We start from the raw sequence: 21,111 nt of genomic DNA, 5'->3' as shown, positions 1-21,111 counted from the left end.
CACCCCCCCCTGTCACGCCCCCACGCCTGTTACGGTCCTCCGTTGCGCTGTCGCCGCCCGTCTCTTGGGGGCCGTCTGCCACAGCTTGCTTACCGCAGGGCGCGTCCATGACTTCGCAGGAGGGGTTTTGTGCTACGATTTGTGCGCGTCCATCCTTCGCCGGAGGCGCGGACGGGTCCGTGGCGGTCGCCGTCCGCACGAGGCGGGGTGCGTTTCTGCAGCCAAGCGGTTAAGGAGAAAAAGGTGACTGAAGAAGTCAAGCGAGTCTATGCGTTCGGCAAGGACGCCGAGGGCAACAACGTGACCGAGGGCAACACGAGCATGAAGGCGATCCTCGGCGGCAAGGGCGCCAACCTCGCCGAGATGGCCAACATCGGGCTTCCCGTGCCTCCCGGCTTCACCATCACGTGCCAGACCTGCATGGAGTACGCCAGCGCCGGCAACGCCTGGCCCGAGGGCGCGCTCGACACCATCCAGGCCTACCGCGAGGACCTCGAGCGCCGCATGGGCAAGAGGATCGGCGACGCCGACGACCCGCTGCTCGTGTCCGTGCGCTCCGGCGCGCCGATGTCCATGCCGGGCATGATGGACACGGTGCTGAACCTGGGTCTGAACGACCAGTCCATCAACGGCCTGATCAAGCAGACCGACAATCCCCGTTTCGCCTGGGACTCCTACCGCCGCTTCATCCAGATGTTCTCCAACGTGGTCATGGGCCTCGACGGCGATCTGTTCGAGAACGCCATCACCGCCATGAAGAACGTGCGCGGCGCGGCCTCCGACACCGACCTCACCTCCGAGGACTTGCAGGAGCTCGTGGCCGAGTTCAAGCAGATCTTCTCCGAGAACGTCTCGGCCGAGGCCCATCCCTCGCTCGTGGTCGACGGGATCGTCCAGTTCCCGCAGGATCCGATGGTGCAGCTGAGGCTCGCCATCGAGGCCGTGTTCGGCAGCTGGAACAACCCGCGCGCGACGCTCTACCGCAAGCAGAACAAGATCGCCGATGATCTGGGCACCGCCGTGAACGTGCAGTCCATGGTGTTCGGCAACAAGGGCGACACCTCCGCCACGGGCGTGGCGTTCACGCGCAACCCCGCCAACGGCGAGAAGGAGTTCTACGGCGACTACCTGGTGAACGCCCAGGGCGAGGACGTGGTGGCGGGCATCCGCAACACCTCGCCGATCGCCGAGTTGAAGCACGTCGAGGGCTTGGAAGAGGCCGGGCGCGAGCTGGAAGAGGTGTTCGTCACGCTGGAGAACCACTTCCGCGACATGTGCGACATCGAGTTCACCATCGAGCAGGGCAAGCTCTGGATGCTGCAGACCCGCGTGGGCAAGCGCACCGCCGCCGCCGCGCTGCACATCGCCATCGAGATGGAGAAGGAGGGCCTCATCTCCAAGGAGGAGGCCGTCATGCGCGTGGATCCCGAGCAGCTCGACCAGCTGCTGCACCCGCAGTTCGACAAGAACGCGGACTACGACGTGATCGCCAAGGGCCTCAACGCCTCCCCGGGCGCCGCGGTGGGCGAGGCCGTGTTCTCGGCCGCCGACGCGGTGGCCTGCGCCGAGGCAGGCCGCAAGTGCGTGCTCGTGCGCTGGGAGACGAACCCCGACGACCTCGCCGGCATGATCGCCGCCGAAGGCATCCTCACCTCGCACGGCGGCAAGACGTCGCATGCGGCCGTCATCGCCCGCGGCATGGGCGCGCCGTGCGTCTGCGGCGTCGAGGCGCTCAAGATCGACGCGGAGCGCAAGCAGGCCGTCGTGGCGGGCACCGGCATCGTCATCCGCGAAGGGGACATGATCTCCATCGACGGCACCACCGGCACGGTCGTGCTCGGCGCGGTGGAGCTCGTGCTGCCCGAGATGACGGGCGATTTGGACACCATCCTCGAGTGGGCCGACGAGTTCCGCACGCTCGGCGTGCGCGCCAACGCCGACAACCCCGAGGACGCGCAGCTCTCGCGCAACTTCGGTGCCGAGGGCATTGGCCTCTGCCGCACCGAGCACATGTTCCTAGGTGATCGCAAGCGGATCATCCAGACGTTCATTCTGAACGAGGACGAGGTCGTGCGCGAGCGCGCTGTGGGCGAGCTGCTCGAGGCGCAGACAGGCGACTTCCTCGGCATGTTCCGCGCCATGGACGGGCTGCCGGTGATCGTGCGCCTGCTCGACCCGCCGCTGCACGAGTTCTTGGAGAGTCCGCGGGCGCTTGACGTGGAGATCGCGCGCTTGGAGGCCACGGGCGGCGACAAGGAAGAGATCGCCCGCAAACGCCTGCTCATGGAGCAGATCGACGGCATGAGCGAGGCGAACCCCATGCTGGGCTTGCGCGGCTGCCGCCTCGGCATCGTCTACCCCATTCTGCCGACGATGCAGGTGCGCGCCATCGCGACCGCCTGCGCCCAGCTCAAGAAGGAGGGCCTCGACCCCAAGCCCGAGATCATGATCCCGCTCGTGTCCGTGACGGCCGAGCTCGAGAAGCTGCGCCGTGTGGCCGAGGATGTCATCGCCCAGGTGGCCTCCGAGGAGGGAGTGGAGCTCGACATCCCGGTGGGCACGATGATCGAGCTGCCACGCGCCGCTGTGACGGCCGACGAGATCGCCACGCAGGCCGACTTCTTCAGCTTCGGCACGAACGATCTCACGCAGACGACGTTCGGCTTCAGCCGTGACGACGTGGAGGCCGAGTTCGTCCCGCAGTACCTGGCCGAGCGCCTGCTGCCCTTCAACCCCTTCGCCACCATCGATCCGGGCGTGGCGAAGCTCGTGAAGATGGGCGTTGAGCTGGGGCATAAGGGCAATCCCGACCTCGTGTGCGGCGTGTGCGGCGAGCACGGCGGCGATCCCGACTCCGTGCGGACGTTCCATCAGATCGGCCTCGACTACGTGAGCTGCTCGCCCTACCGCGTGCCGCTCGCGCGCCTCGCCGCCGGCCAGGCGGCGCTGGCCGAGAAGACGGGCGACCATCGCGACAAATAGGCTTTCGCCGGCATCTTGAACCTCTTGGGCCCGCGGCGTCCGTGCCGCGGGCCCTTTCGTTTGGCGGGGGGATGGCGGGCCCGCGGCGCGGGGGAGTGAAGAGGCGGCGGGGAGGGGGCGGCGTCTCTTTCGTGCGAATAGCCGCCGGCCTTGAGGTGAGAGGAGCCGACCTCGCGCGAACGGCGGTCGATCGGCGGTTTCGACAGCGCGAAAAACGGGAACGGCCCGCCGAAGCGGGCCGTTCGCTTGGGGCGCGTCCAAGGCAGATGCGTCGGAAGAGGTGCCCTGCCTTAGGCTAGGCGGCCTGCGGGGCCTCGTCGCCCTTCGGGCTGCGGGGGAGCTCAGGCGCGTCCTCGCGACGGGCCATGGCCTCTTCGTAGTCGCGCGTTCCCGCGAACACCTCGTTCAGGTACGGGTTCACCTTGAGCTTCCTGGCGCGGTACATGATGTAGGCGAAGGCGGCCACGTTGGCGACGAGCGCGATCGCCGATACTGCGAGGTTCACGTTCGGGTTGTTCACCGACTGCACGCTGAACACGCTGTAGTCCTGGAACGCGGGGAACACCTGCGCGAACATGCACCAGATGGCCAGCGTGAACGCGCGGTTCTGGATCCAGCCGCCCTTGTTCCAGAACATGGCCGCCACGGTGGGGGCCAAAAGCAGCGCGAGGCCGCAGTAGAAGGAATGCGTGGGCAGGCAGTTGTAGGTGTAGCAGAAGTTCCAGAGGTCGTAGGCGACGATGAACACCCATGTCATGTCGGGCCAGAGCATGTCCTGCTTCTTCTTGGACACGTAGATGCCGAACCAGCCGGTCATGCAGGCGATGTTGATGAGGCCCGCCACGCCGTTGAGCACGTTGTGCCAGCCGCCGTAGAGCGTGACGCCCTCGGTGGACACCCACGTGGTGCCGAACGCACGGAAGGCGCTCTCGAAATCGCTCACCACGGCGATGAGGATGTTGATGGCCACGATGACGAACGGGAAGCACTTGAACCAGTGCGACTTGCCGATGCTACCCCAGCGGTACTTGAGCGCCATGAAGCCGACGCACCCGATGGTGGCGGCGTAGAGCTTGGCGTAGTGGAACCAGCTGTTCATGTGCAGGTACGTGGGGTTGTTGAGCGCCCAGTCCGCGCCCATGCCCGCGCCGACGTAGATGGCGACGAAGTACGCCGTGAGCGCGAGCGGCACGCCGACGAAGCAGACGATGCCGCCGACCTTCGAGCGGCGCGCGATTTCGTTGACGAGGATGAGGCCGATGAACACCATGGCCCAGCCGAGCCACTGGTACAGGGCGTTCTCCCCGTAGACTTGGAACAACATGAGAACCCTCCTTCTTTCGGGTATGCTTCGCACAGGCCGCCTTTCGGCCTGCTGATTCCTTGGTTGAAACGGCTTGCGCGTCCTCGGCGCTTCCGGATGCGGCGGGCGGCGGGCCTCAGCCGGACGGCCTCGCGTTGCCGCGGTCCATGTGCAGGGTCTGGGCGATGAGATCCTTCAGCACTTCGTCGCTGACGTCGGGATGCGTGCGCAGATAGCCCACGATCCCCAGGATGAGCACGTAGAACGTCTCGTAGACGTGCTCGATGCGTATCTCGTGCAGCGCGCGGTAGTCGCGCACCGTCGTCTCCACGATGTAGCTGGCGATGCGGTCGGCCACGCGGTTCACGAAGTCGATGTAGAGCGACGCGTTCTCGCGCGAGGCGAGCGAGCGGCGAAACGCGTCGCGCTCGAACACGCCGAGCCGCATGAGCCTCACGACGCTGGCAAGCGCGCTCTCGATGTCGCCAGGGCGGCGCTGCGCGTTCCAGTGGTGCGTGGCCTCGATGAAGTCGGCCACGTAGTCGTCGAGCACGGCCGAGGTCACGGCATCCTTGTCGGGGAAGTAGTGGTAGAACAGCGAGCGCGTCACGCCCACGCGGTTCGTGATGTCCTGCACCGAGGTCTTCGAGAGGCCCTGCTCCTCGTACAGCTCGCGGGCGGCGGCCACGATGTCGGCGCGCCGTTCGGCCGATGCCGCGTTTCGCGTCCTGTCGCCTGCGGTGCCCATGTCGTCCTCCTTGCGCTGTGCGATCCGGCTGCCCAATGCGTCGGGAATTCAGATCGGAGCCGACCGACCCCCTGATGAGCGCAGCATACGCTCCTTGTTGACGGTGCGTCAATGAACAGTTTCGGCGATTCGTCAACGCGTTGGCGAATCGTTTGGCAAAAGGCGGCCGCCGACGATCAGATCGCCGCCGTCGACGGCGCCTTTCGGGCGCTGCCGAAAGGCGCCGGCATGCGTCCTGGAAGCTTGCTGGAGGAGACGGGGAAAGGCGCAGGGCGACCCCCTGTCCCCTTGGGAGGCCGCAGTTCGTCGCAGAATGGGCCGACCGCTTCGTCCCCGAGCCTCGCACGGCAAGAGGGCCGTTTTCGCGTTCTTGCCGCGAAATCACCCGTTCGGGTAATGGGACGTGCTCCCCGTCGCCTCTACACTGGTGGCGTGCGGAGAGGAGGCGATGATGCGAAGACTTTCGCGCGTGTGCGCATGCGTGCTGGCGGCGGGCGGGTCGCGGCGCATGGGGGAGTGCAAGCTGCTCATGCCGTTCGCGGGATCGACGCTGCTCGAGCGCGCGCTCGAGGCGGCTGCCGGGTGCGCGGCCGAGGGGGTCGTGGCGGTGACGGGCGCGTACGCGGACGAGATGGCGCCGGTCGTGAGGCGCATGGGGGCGCGGGAGGTGCGCAATCCGTCGTGGGCGCGCGGGCAGGCCTCGTCTGTGAGGGCGGCTGTGCTTCATGCGGCATGCGAGGGCTTCGATGCGGTGATGCTCATGGTGGCCGACCAGCCGTTCGTCACCCGCTCGCATCTCGACGCCTTGCTGCGAGGGCGCGATGGCGAGCGGGCATGGGCCTGCTTGAGCGCAGCGGGAGGTCGAAGCGGAAACCCCTGCCTGTTCGACAAGCGCTGCTTTCCCGCGTTGCTCGAGCTGCAGGGCGACGAGGGCGCGCGCTCGCTGTTCCGCCGTCATTCCGGCATTCCTGTGCGCTGCGTCCATTTCGAGGATGCGCGCCTGTTCGAGGACGTCGATACGCCGGAGGATCTGGCGCGTCTCGAGGGGGCGGTGGCCCATGCGCGATGACGTCTTCGCGCCGCCGCTCGACCGCGGCGAATTCCCCATCCTGCAACGCCTTGTCGGTCGCGACGGCGCACGGCCGCTCGTCTATCTGGACAGCGCCGCCACTGCGCTCGTTCCGGAGCGCGTGATAGGGGCCGTGGAGCGGTTTTTGCGCACGAGCTGCGCGAACATCCATCGCGGCGCCCACCTGCTCGCCGAAGAGGCCACCGACGCCTACGAGGGCGCGCGCGAGCATCTGGCGTCCTTTTTCGGCGTGGACGATCCGGCGCGCGTGCTGCTCGTTCAGAACGCCACGGACGCGTGCAATCTGGCCGCGTTCGGCTGGGGCGCGCGGGTCCTCGGGCCGGGCGACGTGGTGGCCGTGGCCGAGGACAACCACCATGCGAACATCGTATGCTGGCAGATGCTGGCCGAGCGCCATGGCGTCGAGGTGGCGTGGATTCCCATCGATGCGGACGGTCGTCTCGATCTCGAAGCGTGGCGCCTCCTGGCCGAGCGGGCCCCAGGCCTCGTCGCGCTCTCGGCGCAGTCGAACGTGCTCGGGTTCGCGCAGCCCGACCTGAGGATCGTCATGGAGGAGGCGAAGCGCGCCGGTGCGCTTGTCATGCTCGACGGCGCTCAGGCGGCCGGGCACGGGGACGTGGCAGACTTCGACCGCATGCCGGTCGACTTCTACGTGGCGAGCGCCCATAAGATGATGGGGTTGGGCGGTGCCGGCACGCTCGTGTGCTCCGACGGTGCGCTCGAGCGTATGGCTCCGGTGCGCGGGGGCGGCGGCATGATCGAGCGCGTGGATCGCGAGGGCTACGTGGTTGCTCGGAGGCCGAACGCGTTCGAGGCGGGCACGCCCGCCATCGCCGCGACCGTCGCCTGGAGCGCGGCCCTTGCCATGATGGAGGAGGCGGGGCTTGAGGCGATCCGGGCGCATGCCGGCGCGCTTGCCGCCGACGCCGCACGCAGACTCGCCGAGCTTCCGGGCGTGCGCCTTCTCGGAGATGCGGCGCTTCCGCGAGAATCGCTCGTCTCCTTCGTGGTCGACGGCGTCCATCCGCACGATGCGGGCCGGCTGCTCGACGACGAGGGGGTCATGGCGCGGGCAGGCCACCACTGCGCCCAGCCTCTTCATCGGGCGATCGGCGTTCCCTCCAGCGTGCGCGCGAGCTTCGCTGGCTATTCCACCGCCTCGGATGTGGACGCGCTGGTCGCGGCGGTGGCTCGGATGACGGAGGGGGCGGCGCGATGCGCATAGACGATGAGGCGATCCTCTCTCGTGCCGAGCGTCCGGCGCGCAAGGGCTTCGCGGGCGGCTTCGATGCCGCCGCTAGAGGCGACAACCCGTTCTGCGGCGACCAGCTGGAAGTGCGCGTGGCTGTGCTTCCGGGCGCGGATGGCGCACCCGTCATCGAGCGGGCCGCCTTCGACGGCTACGCCTGCACGCTTTGCGCCGCATGCGCCGATGCCCTCTTGGAGCATGCGGAGGGCATGCGCGTCCGCGATGCGGCAGAGCTCTCGCTCGACGATGTGCTGGCCCTATGGGGAGGCCTCGAGGTGGGCCGCACGCGCCGCGGATGCGTGGAGCTTCCCCTCGTCGTGCTCAAACGAGCCCTCGTTTTGTTACAATAAGAACAAAGGGGATGATCAGGAGGCGAGAGGGCGCCGACGGAGGCACTGCGGCGGCGCGGTCGAATCGGAGGAGGGGTCGGCGTGCGCATGGGCGTCAACGGCGGGGCTGAGAGCGGGGTTGCGCTCCTGCCTTCGAAAGTGACCGTTCCCGCCCTGCCTGCGAACGCCGTCGACCGGCCCCAGGTCCTCGCGAAGCTCGCGCGCGCCCTCGAGGTTCCGCTCACCTCGGTGGTGTCCTCGGCCGGCTTCGGCAAGACGACTTCGGTGCTCTCTTGGGCCTCTGCGCTCGAAGGGGTTCCTTTGGCTTGGTACCGCGTCGAAGCCGAGGACGCGAGCCCCGAACGGTTCTGGCTCTATCTTGCCGCCGCCCTCCGCATGGCCGATGAGCGCATCTGCATGGGGCTCGACGAGGTTAGGATCGCGGACGGCTTCGAGAACGCGCGCCCGACGCTCGACGCGCTCGTTCTCCAGATGGCCGAGTTCGGCCGCGACTTCGTGTGCGTGCTCGAGGATTTCCACGAGGTGCAAGCGTGCGGGGCCGTGCGGCAAGGAATGCTGTACTTGGTGCGGCATGCCCCGGCCAACGCGCACTTCGTCATCACGTCGCGCCAAGCGCTCGGGTTTCCCACCTCCAAGATGAAGGTGGCCGGCGAGTTGGTGGAGGTGACTGAGGCCGACCTGCGGTTCTCGGTGGAGGAGACGGAGGCGCTGTTCTCCGGAATGGGGGTCAGGCTGGCCCGCGAGGAGGCGCGTGCGGTGCACGAAGGCACGCGCGGGTGGGCGGCCGGCGGCAAGCTGGTGGCGCTTTTGTGCGGGGACGGATCGAAGGTCGAGGTGGATCGAGCGCTCTGCCGCGCGCGGAGCAGCATCAGCGATTACCTGTTCGAAGAGGTGTTCTCCGTCTTGGGCGAAGATCGCCAGCGCTTTCTCGTGGCCACCTCGGTGGTCGGCTCCTTCTGCTTGCCCTTGGCGGAGCGAATCACGGGGCTCTCTCGTGCGCAAACGGCCGAGCAGATCGACTTTCTTGTGACGAACAACCTGTTCATCGAACGTTTTGAGCGGAAGAACGGCGAGGATTGGTACCGTTACCATCCCCTTTTGTCCGATCTGCTCCATCAAAGGCTCGCGCGTCTCGATGGCGAGCGCGCGGACGGGCTGCGCAGCGCCGCCCGGGACTGGCTTGAGGAGAACGGGCATTTCGACGAGGCTGTGAAGGCGTCCGCCGAGCTTGGCGACTGGGAGGGCGTTCGCCGCGTCATCGTAAGGAATTGGATCCAGCTTTACATGAGCGACAACCACTACGTGCTGGTGCGTTGGGCCGCTTGCCTGCCGCGTGGGGAGCTCATGCGCAGCCCGCTCGTCTGCGCGGCGCTCAGCATGCCCTACGCCCTTTGCGGAAGCTTCGAGTTGGGCGAGGCGTGCCTGAAGAACGCCATCGACCATTTGCAGGACGGCCGAGAGGACTTCCTGTTCGCGCTGTGCCTCGCGCAGAAGGCGTTCATCTCGTCGTTTCGCGGGCTTAACGACGAGATGAGATCCTATGCCGGGAAGGCGCTCGCCTACCTTCCCGAGCAAGAGCGCTATCTGCGCGGCATGATGCTCCAGGTGATGGCCGGCTCCCGCATCGACGAGCCGCTGGAGGCGAAGGTGCTGTTTGAGCGCGCCGTGGGCGAGCAACGCGGCTACGGAAACAGGAACCTCTTTTGCTCGGCCTATTCGAATTTGGCGCTCATCTGCGCGAATCTGGGCTATGTCGACGAGGCTTCCTTTTGGGCCGAACAGGCGATGGGATTGTACGACGAGAGGGAGCGGCCCTTCAAGCCCATGCTCGCATTCGCTTTTCTCGCGCTGATGATCTGCCGCTACGAACGCGGCGAGTTCGAGCAAGTCGTTCATCTGCACGGGGTGCTGGACTCCGTGTCGGCAGAGGGGGTGCTGCCCAGCTGCCGCGCGGAGGCCGAGGCGCTCAAAGCCAAAGCGCTCGTGCGCTTGGGGCGCGACGAGGGGTGCCAAGCGTTCTTCCGGGCGCTCGACGGAAGCGAAGACGGGGCGTTAGCCGCGTTTCCCACGCTCGGCATGGCGCGCGCGTACTGCGCTGCGTTTCGCACTCGCGCGCTCGAGCGCTGCGAAAACCTGGAGGGGAGGACGCAGACCGTGCTGTTCAACTCCATGGTCGTTTGCTGTCTGGCTCCCGAACGCTTCGAGGAAGCGTGCGCGCGCTTGGAGTCCGTCGACTCGGAAGAGCGTGCGGCGCATGTGCGCGCCCTGGTGTTGGCCGCCGTCTTGCACGAGCGGTCTGCTCGACATTCCCGCGCCGCCAACTGCCTTGCGCGCGCTGCCCGACTCGCGCGAGAGCACGGTTTGGCCGAGGCGCTTGCGGAGAACGCCGTTGATTTGCGCCCTGCCGTCGCGCGCCTGTCCTCCGACGAGGACCCAGGGCTTTGCGCATGGCTGAGAGGCGTGCTCGACGCCGACGCGAAGTGCTCTGTCGACGTACGGCTCACCGACCGCGAGCTCGACGTCATGCGCTGCGTCTCCGCGGGCGACACCGTGGCCCAGACCGCGCAGCGGCTGTTCGTCTCGCGCGACACGGTGAAGAAGCACTTGGCGAACGTGTACGCCAAGCTGGGCGCCCATTCGAAGATGCAGGCGGTGGCTATCCTCCGCGACAAGGGCGTCTTGTAAAGGCCCAGGTTTCCGAATCGATTTCACCCCCTGTCTCACCCATGCGGGTAGTGCCCTGCGCTCGGGGTACCGGGTATCGTCTTCAGCATGGAAAACCCTGAGACGAGAAGGAGGGATCGGAGCATGGCTCACGAGGTGTCGCGTCGCGACTTTCTGAAAGTCGGCGGCATGGCCGGGTTCGCCGCGGGGGCGGCGGGGCTTGGCATAGGGTCGATACTGGGCTCGCCCGCCGAGGCGCATGCCGAGACGCTGACGGTGACCGATTTCGTGTACACCTGTCCGTTGTGCGGGCAGAAGACCGCGGATTACGACGTGCTCGTCAAGCATTTCAAGGAGGGGCATCCCGAGGCGGCGGTGCCGGAGTGCGCGACGCTCACCATCAACGGCGTCGAGGTCAAAGTGCAAGTGGAGCCTCACTGGACGCTGAGGGAGACGTTGCTCAAGGCCGTGGGGCTCACCGGCAACGCCAAGGAGATGTGCGACCGCGGGGCCTGCGGTTCGTGCACGGTGCTCATCGACGGCGTTCCGGCGCTCTCGTGCACGACGTTGGCCGTGGAGTGCCAAGGCCACCAGATCGAGACGTCCGAGGGCATAGCCGCCGACGAGAAGTGGCGCCCGCTCGTGGACGCGTACGCCAAGCACGATGCCGCGCAGTGCGGCTATTGCACGCCGGGCCAGTTCACCGTGGCGAAGTACATCATAGGAAAGTACGGCGAGCCTACCGAGGAGCAGATTCGCGCCGAGCTGTCAGGCAACATCTGCCGCTGCGGCACGTACTCGCGCCACGTGCAGGCCATCCAGGAAGCGGCGATCGCGATCAAGGGAGGCAATTGATGGGCGAGACCAGCACGTGGGTTCCCGAAGGGGCCAATCAGGATCGCGAGGATTTCAAAGTGGTGGGCACCTGGGATCATCCGGGACGCCAGTCGTGGGACATGGTGTCGGGCGCGGCCAAGTACCCCACCGACCTGTGGATGGAGGGCACCCTCACCGCCATGGCGCTGCGCTGCCCCTACGGCCATGCCAAGGTGAAGAGCCTGGACATCACGCAAGCCGAGCAGATCGAGGGCGTGAAGCTCGTGCTGACGTACGAGGACGAGGAGCTGGCCTCCATGCCGCGCTACCGTCCCGCGTACTACCAGCTGGGGGCAAGCCCTCTTCTGGGCGACGAGGCCGAGTTCGAGGGCGACGAGGTGGGGGCCGTGGTGGTGGCGCTCAACGAGGAGATATGCAAGAGGGCGCTCGCTGCCATCAAGGTGGAGTGGGAGGTGCTGCCCTTCATCCTCGATCCGCGCGAGGCTGCCAAGCCCGGCGCCCCCATCCTGCGTCCCGAGATGAACCCCGACTCCAACATGACGGGCAACACGTTCGGCGCCGCTGTGGAGTGGGAGCAGGGATGCGCCGAGGACGGCTTCAAGGAGGCCGACCACGTGGACGTCGTCGACTACGGCCGTCCCATGTGGAGCCAGTTCCGACCCATGCCTCCGGCCTACTTCTCCTATTGGGCGAACGATCCGTGGGGCAATCCCGACGGCGAGAAGATGTGCTACGTCACCAACCATGCGCATTTCCCCTCGAACGGCCCGATCGTGTCGGCGTTCATGGGGGCGGGGTCGCATGCCGACAAGTACCGCGCGCTCTCGCCCTATATGGCCGCGCGCTACTGCGATTTCGTCGAGAAGCGCGGCGCGCAGTTCGCCCCTGTGCTGTCGAAGCGACTAGGCGGCGTGCCCGTGCGCTACGTGCAGACGCGCCGCGAGTCGTTCGACGCCGCCGTGCCGCAGACCTACCTCACGGTGCGCATAGGCTACAAGGACGACGGCACGCTCGTCGCCGTGCAGTCCGAAAACGTCCATCAGACGGGCGCGCGCGGCGGCTACGGCGACAAGACGCACGGGCATCTGGTGCTTCCGCCGAACGCGCAGGGCTTCAAGCAGACCGTGAGCCCCAACATCTACTCGAAAATGGCCTATTACGTGACGAACGGCGCTTGCACGACGGCCGATCCCGGCCAGCCGCAGTACGAGCCGGTGAACCTGGCGTTCGCGAAGATCGCCGACACCCTCAAGATGGACGTCTCCGAGGTCATCATGAAGAACATCAAGGTGACCGAGCCGTCTTTGTCTGCCTGCATGAGCGCTGCGAAAGAGGCGTTCGACTGGAAAGGCAAGTGGCACCTTGCCGGCGAGCGCACGCTTGCGGACGGCCGCCTGCACGGCGTGTCGTGCCGCTACGCCGCGTCGCAGACCTGGGGAATGATCTCGTACAACATCAATCTGCGCATGGGCGTGGACGGCAAGGTGTACATGCCTTACGCCGAAGCCCTCATCGGCACGTACTGGCCCGACGCGGTGCAGCTCGTCATCGCCGAGGAAATGGGCATGAAGCTGGAAGACGTCGTCGTGTACTACGCGCCCAACTACAACAACTGGCAGCAGGGAGACGCGGCCGACCGCGGATCCACGTGCACGTGGGCGGCCAAGGAAGCGGCCGTCCTCTTGAAAGAGCAGATCCTCGCCGCCGGCGCGGCTGCCTTAGGCGCGACGCCCGAAGAGGTGGATCTCGTTGACTCGATGGTCACCCTCAAGGCCGATCCGGCCAAACAGCTGTCGCTGCAGGGCCTTGGGCAGCTGGCCGTGGGGTATTGCGGGAAGCCGAAGGTGCCGTTCCAAACCGACGTGATCCGCACGATGAACGTGGACATGTGCGAGGTGGCGGTCGATCCGGAGACCGGCCTCGTGGAGATCCTCGACTACGTGGTGGCGCACGACTTCGGCAAGGTGATCAGGCCGTCGTCGGCCATCGGGCAGATAGAGAACGCGCTCACCATGAACTCTGGCCGAGCGCTGCGCGAGGAGCTTATCTGGGATGAGAGCACGGGCGTGCTGCTCAACGGCAACCTGTACGATTACAAGGTGCCCACGGCGCTCGACCAGCCCAAGTTCGTGCCCGTGCCCGTCGAGACGCGCTGCGGCGGCGGAGCGTACGGGTCGACCGGCGTCGCGCACGCCCACGCCAATCCGGGCCTCGTGGGGCAGGCCGTCCAGAACGCGACGGGGGGCGACTTCATCGCCATGGTCCCGTACACGCCCGACAAGGTGCTGGCGGCGCTCGGCAAGATAGCCCGGTAGGAGGAAAGAGATGAAGCATTTCAAGCATATGCAGGCATCCTCGGCGAAGGAGGCGGCCTCGGCGACCGAGAAGGGAACCGCCGTGGTCATGGCCGGCGGCACGGATTTGCTGGGAACCTTGAAAGACGAGATCCTCCCGACGTATCCCGAGACGGTGGTCGATCTCAAAGCCGCCGCAGGGATGGACGGCATCTCCGAGGACGGCGACGTCGTGGTGATCGGCGCGCTCGCGAAGCTGGCCGCCGTGGCCGAAAGCGACGCGGTGCGCGAAGGGTGCGCGGCTCTGGCCGAGGCGTGCGCGCGTGCGGCTTCGCCCACCATCCGCCACATGGGCACCATAGGGGGCAACGTGTGCCAGATGCATCGCTGCTGGTATTTCCGCGTGCCCGACGACCGCTTCCATTGCCGTCGCAAAGGCGGCGACTGGTGTCCGGCGCGCATCGGGGACAACCGCTATCACTCCATCTTCGGCGACCAAGACGGCTGCTACGCCGCGAGCTCGCACGACACGGCGCCCGCCCTCGTGGCGCTCGGAGCCAGCGTCAAGACGACCAAGCGCGAGGTGCCCGCCGAGGAGTTCTTCCGTGCGAACGGCGTTCGCTCGAACGTGCTGGAGGACGGCGAGGTGGTCACGGATATCCGCGTGCCGAAGGCGGCCAAGAGCGCGTTTCTGAAGTTCGCGCTGCGCAAGTCCATCGACTTCCCGGTGGTGAACTGCGCGGCGGCGCAGCTGGCCGACGGATCGGTGCGCGTGGCGCTGGGCGGCGTGTACCCCGCGCCCGTCCGTTCGACGGCCGCCGAGGCCGCGGTGGCGGGCGGCGTGAGCGCAGACTCCGCCGCGAGGGCGGCCGATGCGGCGGTGGAGGACTGCAAGCCGCTCGCCAAGAACGCCTACAAGGTGGAGATAGCGCGCACGCTCGTCAAGCGCACGCTCTCGGAGTTGGTAGGGTAGCGGTGGCCGCGATGGGGCAGGCGAGAGGGGCGTCGTGGCCCAAAGCGTACGAGGCGCTGCGGACGTTCGCTGCCGGCCAGGGCGGGATCGTCGCGGTGCCCAAGAGCTTGACGGTGCCCGCGGACGCGCGGCCGGCGTTCTACGAGCGGGTGGAGGCGGCGCGGCGCGCGCTCGCCCGCCGGGTGCTCGGCGGCCGCCTCGACGAAGCGGCCTTCGTGGCCGGGAAGTGCCGCGCGATGCGGCAGAGGCTGCTCGACGCGAGCGGGCTTGCCGCCTTCCGCTTGGCACCGACTTTGGAGGCTTTCTTGACGGACGTGGAAGCGGCGGTGTCGAAGCCAGCGTTTTCGGCGGTGCTCGACGGGCTGCAGAACGGGCGAGATGCCGGCGAGGTGCTCGAGGCGGCGGGGGCTGCCCTTGAGGAAGCTTGCTCGTCGCTTGAGCGCAACGCGTACGAGGCATGGGCGTACTGCGGCGTGGTCAGCGCTTTGGATCCGGTGCGGTTCTGGACGGTTGAGTCGGTGGATGCCTACGAGGTTCATGCCGTCGCGTCCGATGAAGTCACGGTCGCACGCCAGACGCCCTCGCCGGAACGGCGCATCCCCGAGGCCGTTTTCGAAACGGCCGACGGTCGCGTGTTCGCCATGAAGAACGAGGCGGCGCGTGAGTTGGACTACTACGGGCTGAAGATCGAGCGGAGGCGCGACAGCTCTGCCGGCGGGAACACGGCGGGCCTCGTCGGGCATCGGGTGCTCATGCTGTACAGGCTGGGCTCGGTTGACGAGGTGGACGCCGTGGCGGATCGCGACAGGATGAGGCAGACGCCGAGCGATCTGCTGGTGGAGGTGCTCGCGCCGCGCGACATGGAGACGCCGGCTTACGTGAGCTTGTTCGCGGCCCGCATCAACGCTGCCCGCTCGCGACGGCCGGTGCAGGTGGTCACGTACGACGAGGCGGGGAAGTTCCCCGCGGGCATGGAGGAGGATCCGGACATCGCGCCGGTGAGGCGCCGAGTCGTGGGATTCGACGAGGGCGTTTTGACGGAGATCGCCGCCGAGCTGGCCGATTGACCGAACGATGCGCCGCAAAGCGGGCGGGAGCCCGTCTGCGGCGGACAGACGAAACGGAGGAGACATGGTGAACGCGAAGAGGCCGGGGCTTTTTCGGATGGGGCTGCTCCTTGCGACCGTCGCCTTGACGGCCGCTTTGGCCGGGTGCGCGCCGCGATCAGGCGCGTCTGCCGAGGACGGCGACTTTTCGACAAGCGACGACACGGCGGTGATGGGCGAGTACGCGCCCTACGATCCAGCCGCCGAAGCCGAGCATGTCAACGGCAAGGCCATCGAAGGGTCGGAAGAGGAGGAGCTGCAGCAGGAGCGCATCGCGGGTGGAGCGGTCGGTGCCGTGACGTCTTCGAATCTGGAGCCCCTCGAAGGCATCGTCGATTGTTCGGAAGGCGAGTACGAGCCGGTCTACGGCATGGGGCTCCAAGCTCCTGAAATGCCCCACGAATCGGAGGGGCGCGCCTGCCTGAGCTGCCATGAGGGCGAGGAGTCGACGGTTTCGGTTCCGAAAAGCCATATCGACTCGGGCGTCGGCGACGAGGAGTGCTTGAGCTGCCACGCAGCTGAATAAGCCGATGCGCGCTTCCGGGAAACAGGGACAGCGGTTCGGGAGTCTCTTTTTTCTTGGCGCGGACGTTTCATGTGGCCGAAAGCGATACGTGAGGAGGAGATCATGCGCGAGATCAGAGGCGACGTGTCCCGATGGTTCGAGGCGGGCCATGCGGTCGCGTTGGCGCAGGTGACGAAGACCTGGGGCTCTTCGCCTCGCGCGGCTGGCTCGGTGATGGCGGTGAGCGACGGAGGCGGCATCGCCGGGTCGGTGTCGGGCGGCTGCATCGAGGGCAGCGTCGTAAAGACGGCGCTCGACTGCCTCGAGGGATCGCGAAGCGCCAGCTTGGAGAGGTTCCACGCGTCCACGGCACGCGCCCAGGAGGTTGGTTTGTCGTGCGGCGGGAACGTCGAAGTGCTCGTCTCGCGCTTGGATCGATCGTTGTTCGAAGTCGAGCGCGCCGAGCTCGACGCCGATCGGGCGTACGTGCGGGTGAGCATGGTTGAAGGAGCCGGGAACGGTTCGGATGCGGACGGCGTGGGCGCGTGCTTTCTGCTCGTGTCGCCCGATGCGTCCGCGGCGTCGGAATGCGTCGGGCTGCGTGCGCGTGAGGCGAGCGGTCTGCCGGCTTGGCGGATCGTGGCGCCCCGCGAAGTCGAGGAGCGCCTGAGCGCCGCCGCGCTCGCGAGCGCGGCGGGGAAGGTGGCCGACGCGCCTTCCGCGTCGGAGGCGGGTCTTGTGCGCACGGATGCGGGAACGTTCTTCTATGCCCGCACGAACCCGCAGCCCGTGCTCGTGTGCGTGGGCAGCGTGCATATCTCCATCCATCTGACGCGCATGGCGAAGATGCTCGGCTACCGCACGGTCGTCATCGACCCGCGCGGCGCGTTCGCCACGAAGGAGCGCTTCCCCTTCGTCGACGAGCTCGTGCATGCTTGGCCGCAGGAGGCGTTTCGGACGCTGCGGCTCAACGAGTCGACGGCCCTCTGCGCGCTCACGCACGATCCGAAGATCGACGTGCCGGCGTTGGCCGCGGCGCTCGATTCTCCGGCGTTCTACATCGGCTCGCTCGGGCGCTTCACCACGCAGCTTTCGCGCTATCGCCAGCTTGCGCGACTCGGCTACGACGACGCGGCCGTCGCGCGGGTGTTCGGGCCTATCGGACTCGACCTCAAGGGACGCTCTCCGGCTGAGATCGCACTGTCCATCATGGCTGAGATCACCGCCGTGCGCCGCGGCGGGTCGTTTCCCTCGTCCACGATGCTGGCCTCGGCCCGACGGGCCGAAAAGGAGCTTTGAGGCGCGCGAGCGCCCTTCGGCACGGTAGGCTCCGGGGGTCGAGCGCGGCCGCCGCGGCGTTCGCGTTCGGAACGGCTGCGCCTGGGCTCTCCGACCCTTCCTCGGGACGGGACGAAGCCCTACAATGGAAGGCGGCTCCGTGCGGGCCCGCCTTCTCCTTCCGCATCCGACGACCGACGAAAGGGGCGATCGCCATGACGTCCGCTCCCCGCCTTGAGAACCTGCCGCGCACCATCGAGCTCGTCCGCGCCGCCGACGGAAAAGCCGAGCTCGTCTACGTCGACCAGCGCCTGCTGCCGGGCGAGCTCGCGTACGCGCGGACGCGCGACTGGCGCGCGGTCGTAGACGCCGTGAGGTCGCTCGCGGTGCGCGGCGCCCCCGCCATCGGCGCGGCGGGGGCGGCGGCCGTGGCGCTGTGGGCGCAGGAGCGCGCGGAGTCGCGCGCTTTCGCAGACGCGGACGCTTCCTCCTACCTCTCCGAGCTTGAGCATGTGTGCGCCCAGGTGGCGAGCGCGCGCCCCACGGCGGTGAACCTCTCCTGGGGAGTGGCGCGGATGAGGCGTGCGGCGCGGGGGCGCGTCCTCGCAGGCGGCGGCGCCGAGGAGGCGGCCGCGGCCCTCTTCGACGCCGTGAAGGCCCTCGAGGCCGACGACGAGGCCGCGAACCGCGCCATCGGCGCGCACGGGGCGGCGCTTCTGCCGAAGGGCGCGCGCATCCTCACGCACTGCAACGCCGGCAGCCTCGCCACCGTGTTCTTCGGCACGGCGCTCGGCATCGTGTACGCCGCCGCCGCGCGGGGCAAGGTCGCGCGCGTGTACGCCGACGAGACGCGTCCGGTGGGGCAGGGCGCGCGCCTCACCTGCTGGGAGCTGGCGCGGGCGGGCATCCCCGTCACGCTCATCTGCGACAACATGGCGGCGAGCCTCATGGCGAAAGGCGAGGTGGACGCCGTGGTGGTGGGTGCCGACCGCATCGCGGCCAATGGCGACGTGGCCAACAAGATCGGCACGTACGGCCTCGCGGTGCTGGCGCGCCGCCACGGCGTCCCGTTCTACGTGGCCGCGCCCGCCTCCACCGTGGACAAGGCGCTTTCCGAGGGGTCGCAGATCCCCATCGAGGAGCGCGACCCCGCCGAGGTGCTGCCGCATCCTATCGCGGGCGTGGAGGTGTGGAACCCCTCGTTCGACGTGACGCCGGCGGCGCTTATCGCGCGCATCGTCACCGAGGACGGCGCGTTCGCGCCCGGCGACCTGCCGTGAGGGGCCTTCCTCTGTTACAATGGCGCTGAACCGAAGCGCCGCAAAGGAGCAGACCATGCGCGTCATCTTCCGCGAAGACCAAGAGCGCCGCGAGCACGAGGCCCTCTCCGAGGACGCCTCGTTTCCCGACGAGGGCGAGGGCCGCGACCGCTCGACCGAGCCCGACCGCCTGCGCACCGACTACCAGCGCGACCGCGACAAGATCCTGCACACGAAGTCGTTTCGCCGCCTGTCGCACAAGACGCAGGTGTTTTTGGCGGCCGAGGGCGACCACTTCCGCACGCGCCTCACGCACACGCTCGAGGTGGCGCAGATCGCGCGCACCATCGCGCGGGCGCTCGGCCTCAACGAGGATCTGACCGAGGCCATCTCGCTCGGGCACGACTTGGGCCACACCCCGTTCGGCCACACGGGCGAGAGCGCGCTGGCCGGCTGCCTCGCGCGCCACAAGGGCGTCGATCCGGCCAGCCCCGAGGCCGAGGCGCTCTACCGCCACAACGAGCAGAGCCTGCGCGTGGTGGAGCGCATCGAGAACGGGGGACGGGGCCTCAACCTCACGCCCGAGGTGCGCGACGGCATCGTGAACCACACGGGCGATCTGCGCGCCGAGACGCTGGAAGGGCGCATCGTGGCCGTGGCCGACCGCATCGCGTACGTGAACCACGACATCGACGACGCCATCCGCGCGGGCATCCTCTCCGAGGCCGACCTGCCCGCCTCCACCCACGCCGTGCTCGGCCCCGACCACTCGTCGCGCATCGAGACGCTGGTGCTCGACATGGTGGAGACGTCGGCTTCCTGCGACGACATCCGCATGAGCGCGGACGTGTGGGACGCCATGATGGAGCTGCGGGCGTTTCTGTTCGAGCGCGTCTACACCTGCGACGCGGTGATGGCCGAGGTGGCGAAGGCGACGCACCTCATCGGCGATCTGTTCGACCACTACGTGGCGCATGTGGACGAGGTTCCCGCCGAGTACCGGGACATCTCGGAAGGAGACGATCTGCGCGCCGTCACCGACTTCGTCGCCGGCATGACCGACCGCTACGCCAAGAACCTCTACCAGCGGCTGTTCATCCCTTCGGCCCCGCACCGCTAGCGCGGAAGCGCCCGCGGCCGTTTCGCTCGGCAGCCCGTTGCCCCGCCCCTGGCACGGGCAGAAGCGCTCCTGCGAGCGCCGCCGGCGCCATGAAGGGAAGGCTTCGCACGGGAAAGCACAGAAGCATGACGAGGAGCGCCATCGCAGGTTTGCGGGTGAAGCCGGCGATGAGCGCGGTCGACACCACGGCCGTGCAGAGCATCGCGTCCGCGCCGGTGGCCGCGGCGATGCCGAACCCCGTGCTCACGCCACAGAAGATGAGCGGGAAGAAGGGGCCTCCGCTCCATCCGAGGTTGAGGCACAGCGCCACGAACGCCGTCTTGGCGACCCCTGTCGCCACAAGGACGGCGGCCGGCATGTTCGCCCACTGCCCGGCCAGGTCGGCGGCTTGGGCGGTTCCCGGGAACAGGACGTAGGGCAGCGCGAGGGCGGTCGCTCCGAGCGCGAGGCCGCACAGCGTCGGCTTGAGCACGGGATGCCCTTCGAGCGCGCGGGAGAGGCGCCGGGCGAGGAGGGTGGCGAGGGCGTAGAGCGCGGCGAGCGCCCACCCCGCCGCGACAAGCGGCACCGTCCAAGCGGCCGCCTCCCAGGTGAGCGGGGCGGCGCCGAAGCGGGGCAGGGGAAGGCCGCCGCCGAAGAGCGCGGAGAACGCGGCGGCTCCGGCCGCTCCGCCGAGGACGCCGAGCGCGTAGAGGGGGACCTTCTGCGCGCGCGTGAACGGCCCGTCCAGACCGCCCGCCCGACGAAGCGCCGCGCCCACCTGCGTGCACGCCGAGGCGACGAGGCCCGTGAGCCCCGCCTCCGGCCCCACCGAGCCGCCGAACGCGATGGGCAGCAGAAACGACACCGAGGCAGGAACGACGCGCCCGACCGAGTAGCCGCCCTTCGCGCGCACTTCGGCCATCACCTCGTCGAGCGGTTTCGGCGCGCTGTCGAACCGGGCGTTCCACAGCCCGATGAGCGCGCCTCCCAGCGTGCAGGCGAGAAGCGGGAACGCCGGCAGGCCGAGCGCGCCTCCGACGCCGTCCCATACGAGGTCGCAGAGCAGGTACGCCGCGCTCAGGAGCGCCCAGATGGAAAACCCTGCGCCCGCGCCGAGCGACAGCGCGAGCGCTCCGAGCGCGCACGCCCGCGCCGCGCCGAGGCGCGATCCTTTCGCGCCGTGCCGGCAGTCGGGCTCTCTATGCGCGCTGGCGGCCGCTTCGCCCTCGGATGCTTGCGCCGCGGGTTCTCCGTGTTCTGTCCCGCCCTCTTCCCGTCGCATGGCGCCTCCTGTCCTCGATCCTTGCCGAAGCAGTCTACGCCCTCGCGTCCCCGCGCGCCAGACAAGTGCCGGGAGGACGTTGCGCATGC

The 21,111-nt window shown here is 68.1% G+C and carries 16 protein-coding genes; 13 read left to right on the top strand and 3 right to left on the bottom strand.

What is annotated here, in order from left to right; all coding sequences use genetic code 11:
• The first annotated feature begins 243 nt into the window (after positions 1-243).
• Positions 244-2,982, top strand: coding sequence for a pyruvate, phosphate dikinase (ppdK, locus tag C2L80_RS05445; RefSeq protein ID WP_103262816.1), 2,739 nt, complete (start codon positions 244-246; stop codon positions 2,980-2,982).
• A 295-nt stretch (positions 2,983-3,277) separates the two neighbouring features.
• Here ppdK and C2L80_RS05440 read toward each other — a convergent pair whose 3' ends face one another.
• Both C2L80_RS05440 and C2L80_RS05435 read right to left on the bottom strand, forming a co-directional pair.
• Positions 3,278-4,306 carry a DUF5692 family protein gene (locus C2L80_RS05440; RefSeq protein WP_092197807.1) on the bottom strand — a complete coding sequence of 343 codons (1,029 nt, stop codon included), beginning with the start codon at positions 4,304-4,306 and terminating at the stop codon, positions 3,278-3,280.
• Positions 4,307-4,421: 115 nt separating this feature from the next.
• Entirely contained in the window at positions 4,422-5,033 is a 612-nt protein-coding gene (locus C2L80_RS05435) for a TetR/AcrR family transcriptional regulator (RefSeq protein ID WP_092197805.1), read from the bottom strand.
• Between the two features lie 448 nt (positions 5,034-5,481).
• Here C2L80_RS05435 and C2L80_RS05430 point away from each other — a divergent pair, with 448 nt between their 5' ends.
• The 12 genes from C2L80_RS05430 to C2L80_RS05375 all read left to right on the top strand — a co-directional run bounded on the left by C2L80_RS05430 (position 5,482) and on the right by C2L80_RS05375 (position 19,758).
• On the top strand, positions 5,482-6,102 hold the full coding sequence (locus C2L80_RS05430) for a nucleotidyltransferase family protein (RefSeq protein WP_092197803.1): 621 nt from the start codon (positions 5,482-5,484) through the stop codon (positions 6,100-6,102).
• Complete coding sequence (locus C2L80_RS05425) at positions 6,092-7,348, top strand: aminotransferase class V-fold PLP-dependent enzyme (RefSeq protein ID WP_092197801.1); 1,257 nt, start codon at positions 6,092-6,094, stop codon at positions 7,346-7,348. Before C2L80_RS05430 ends, C2L80_RS05425 begins: the two co-directional genes overlap by 11 nt.
• On the top strand, positions 7,339-7,722 hold the full coding sequence (locus tag C2L80_RS05420; protein ID WP_092197800.1) for an iron-sulfur cluster assembly scaffold protein: 384 nt from the start codon (positions 7,339-7,341) through the stop codon (positions 7,720-7,722). The genes C2L80_RS05425 and C2L80_RS05420 overlap by 10 nt, the downstream gene beginning before the upstream one ends.
• A gap of 87 nt (positions 7,723-7,809) precedes the next feature.
• Entirely contained in the window at positions 7,810-10,407 is a 2,598-nt protein-coding gene (locus C2L80_RS05415; protein WP_129589904.1) for a winged helix-turn-helix domain-containing protein, read from the top strand.
• A 123-nt stretch (positions 10,408-10,530) separates the two neighbouring features.
• Positions 10,531-11,241, top strand: a complete 711-nt coding sequence (locus C2L80_RS05410) for a (2Fe-2S)-binding protein (RefSeq protein WP_204600539.1) — start codon at positions 10,531-10,533, stop codon at positions 11,239-11,241.
• On the top strand, positions 11,241-13,538 hold the full coding sequence (locus C2L80_RS05405; RefSeq protein WP_092197798.1) for a xanthine dehydrogenase family protein molybdopterin-binding subunit: 2,298 nt from the start codon (positions 11,241-11,243) through the stop codon (positions 13,536-13,538). The genes C2L80_RS05410 and C2L80_RS05405 overlap by 1 nt, the downstream gene beginning before the upstream one ends.
• Before the next feature lie 10 nt (positions 13,539-13,548).
• Complete coding sequence (locus C2L80_RS05400) at positions 13,549-14,490, top strand: FAD binding domain-containing protein (RefSeq protein WP_092197796.1); 942 nt, start codon at positions 13,549-13,551, stop codon at positions 14,488-14,490.
• 11 nt (positions 14,491-14,501) lie between these two features.
• On the top strand, positions 14,502-15,557 hold the full coding sequence (locus C2L80_RS05395) for a hypothetical protein (protein WP_129589903.1): 1,056 nt from the start codon (positions 14,502-14,504) through the stop codon (positions 15,555-15,557).
• A 64-nt stretch (positions 15,558-15,621) separates the two neighbouring features.
• Positions 15,622-16,122, top strand: coding sequence for a hypothetical protein (locus tag C2L80_RS05390; RefSeq protein ID WP_092197792.1), 501 nt, complete (start codon positions 15,622-15,624; stop codon positions 16,120-16,122).
• A 102-nt stretch (positions 16,123-16,224) separates the two neighbouring features.
• On the top strand, positions 16,225-17,400 hold the full coding sequence (locus C2L80_RS05385; RefSeq protein ID WP_169998999.1) for an XdhC family protein: 1,176 nt from the start codon (positions 16,225-16,227) through the stop codon (positions 17,398-17,400).
• 194 nt (positions 17,401-17,594) lie between these two features.
• Entirely contained in the window at positions 17,595-18,659 is a 1,065-nt protein-coding gene (gene mtnA / locus C2L80_RS05380) for an S-methyl-5-thioribose-1-phosphate isomerase (protein WP_092197788.1), read from the top strand.
• Between the two features lie 55 nt (positions 18,660-18,714).
• Positions 18,715-19,758 carry a deoxyguanosinetriphosphate triphosphohydrolase gene (locus C2L80_RS05375; RefSeq protein ID WP_092197786.1) on the top strand — a complete coding sequence of 348 codons (1,044 nt, stop codon included), beginning with the start codon at positions 18,715-18,717 and terminating at the stop codon, positions 19,756-19,758.
• On the opposite strand, the gene C2L80_RS05370 is transcribed toward C2L80_RS05375, so the two are convergent.
• Positions 19,733-21,022 (bottom strand): chloride channel protein, encoded by a 1,290-nt coding sequence (locus C2L80_RS05370; protein WP_157941019.1) that lies wholly within the window; start codon positions 21,020-21,022, stop codon positions 19,733-19,735. The two genes, C2L80_RS05375 and C2L80_RS05370, sit on opposite strands and share 26 nt — an antisense overlap.
• Between the last annotated feature and the right edge of the window lie 89 nt (positions 21,023-21,111).

This window comes from Rubneribacter badeniensis, from assembly GCF_002899695.1.
GTDB lineage: Bacteria > Actinomycetota > Coriobacteriia > Coriobacteriales > Eggerthellaceae > Rubneribacter > Rubneribacter badeniensis.
The sequence above is the reverse complement of the archived record's forward strand: the minus strand, read 5'-3'. Positions and strand labels throughout refer to the sequence as shown.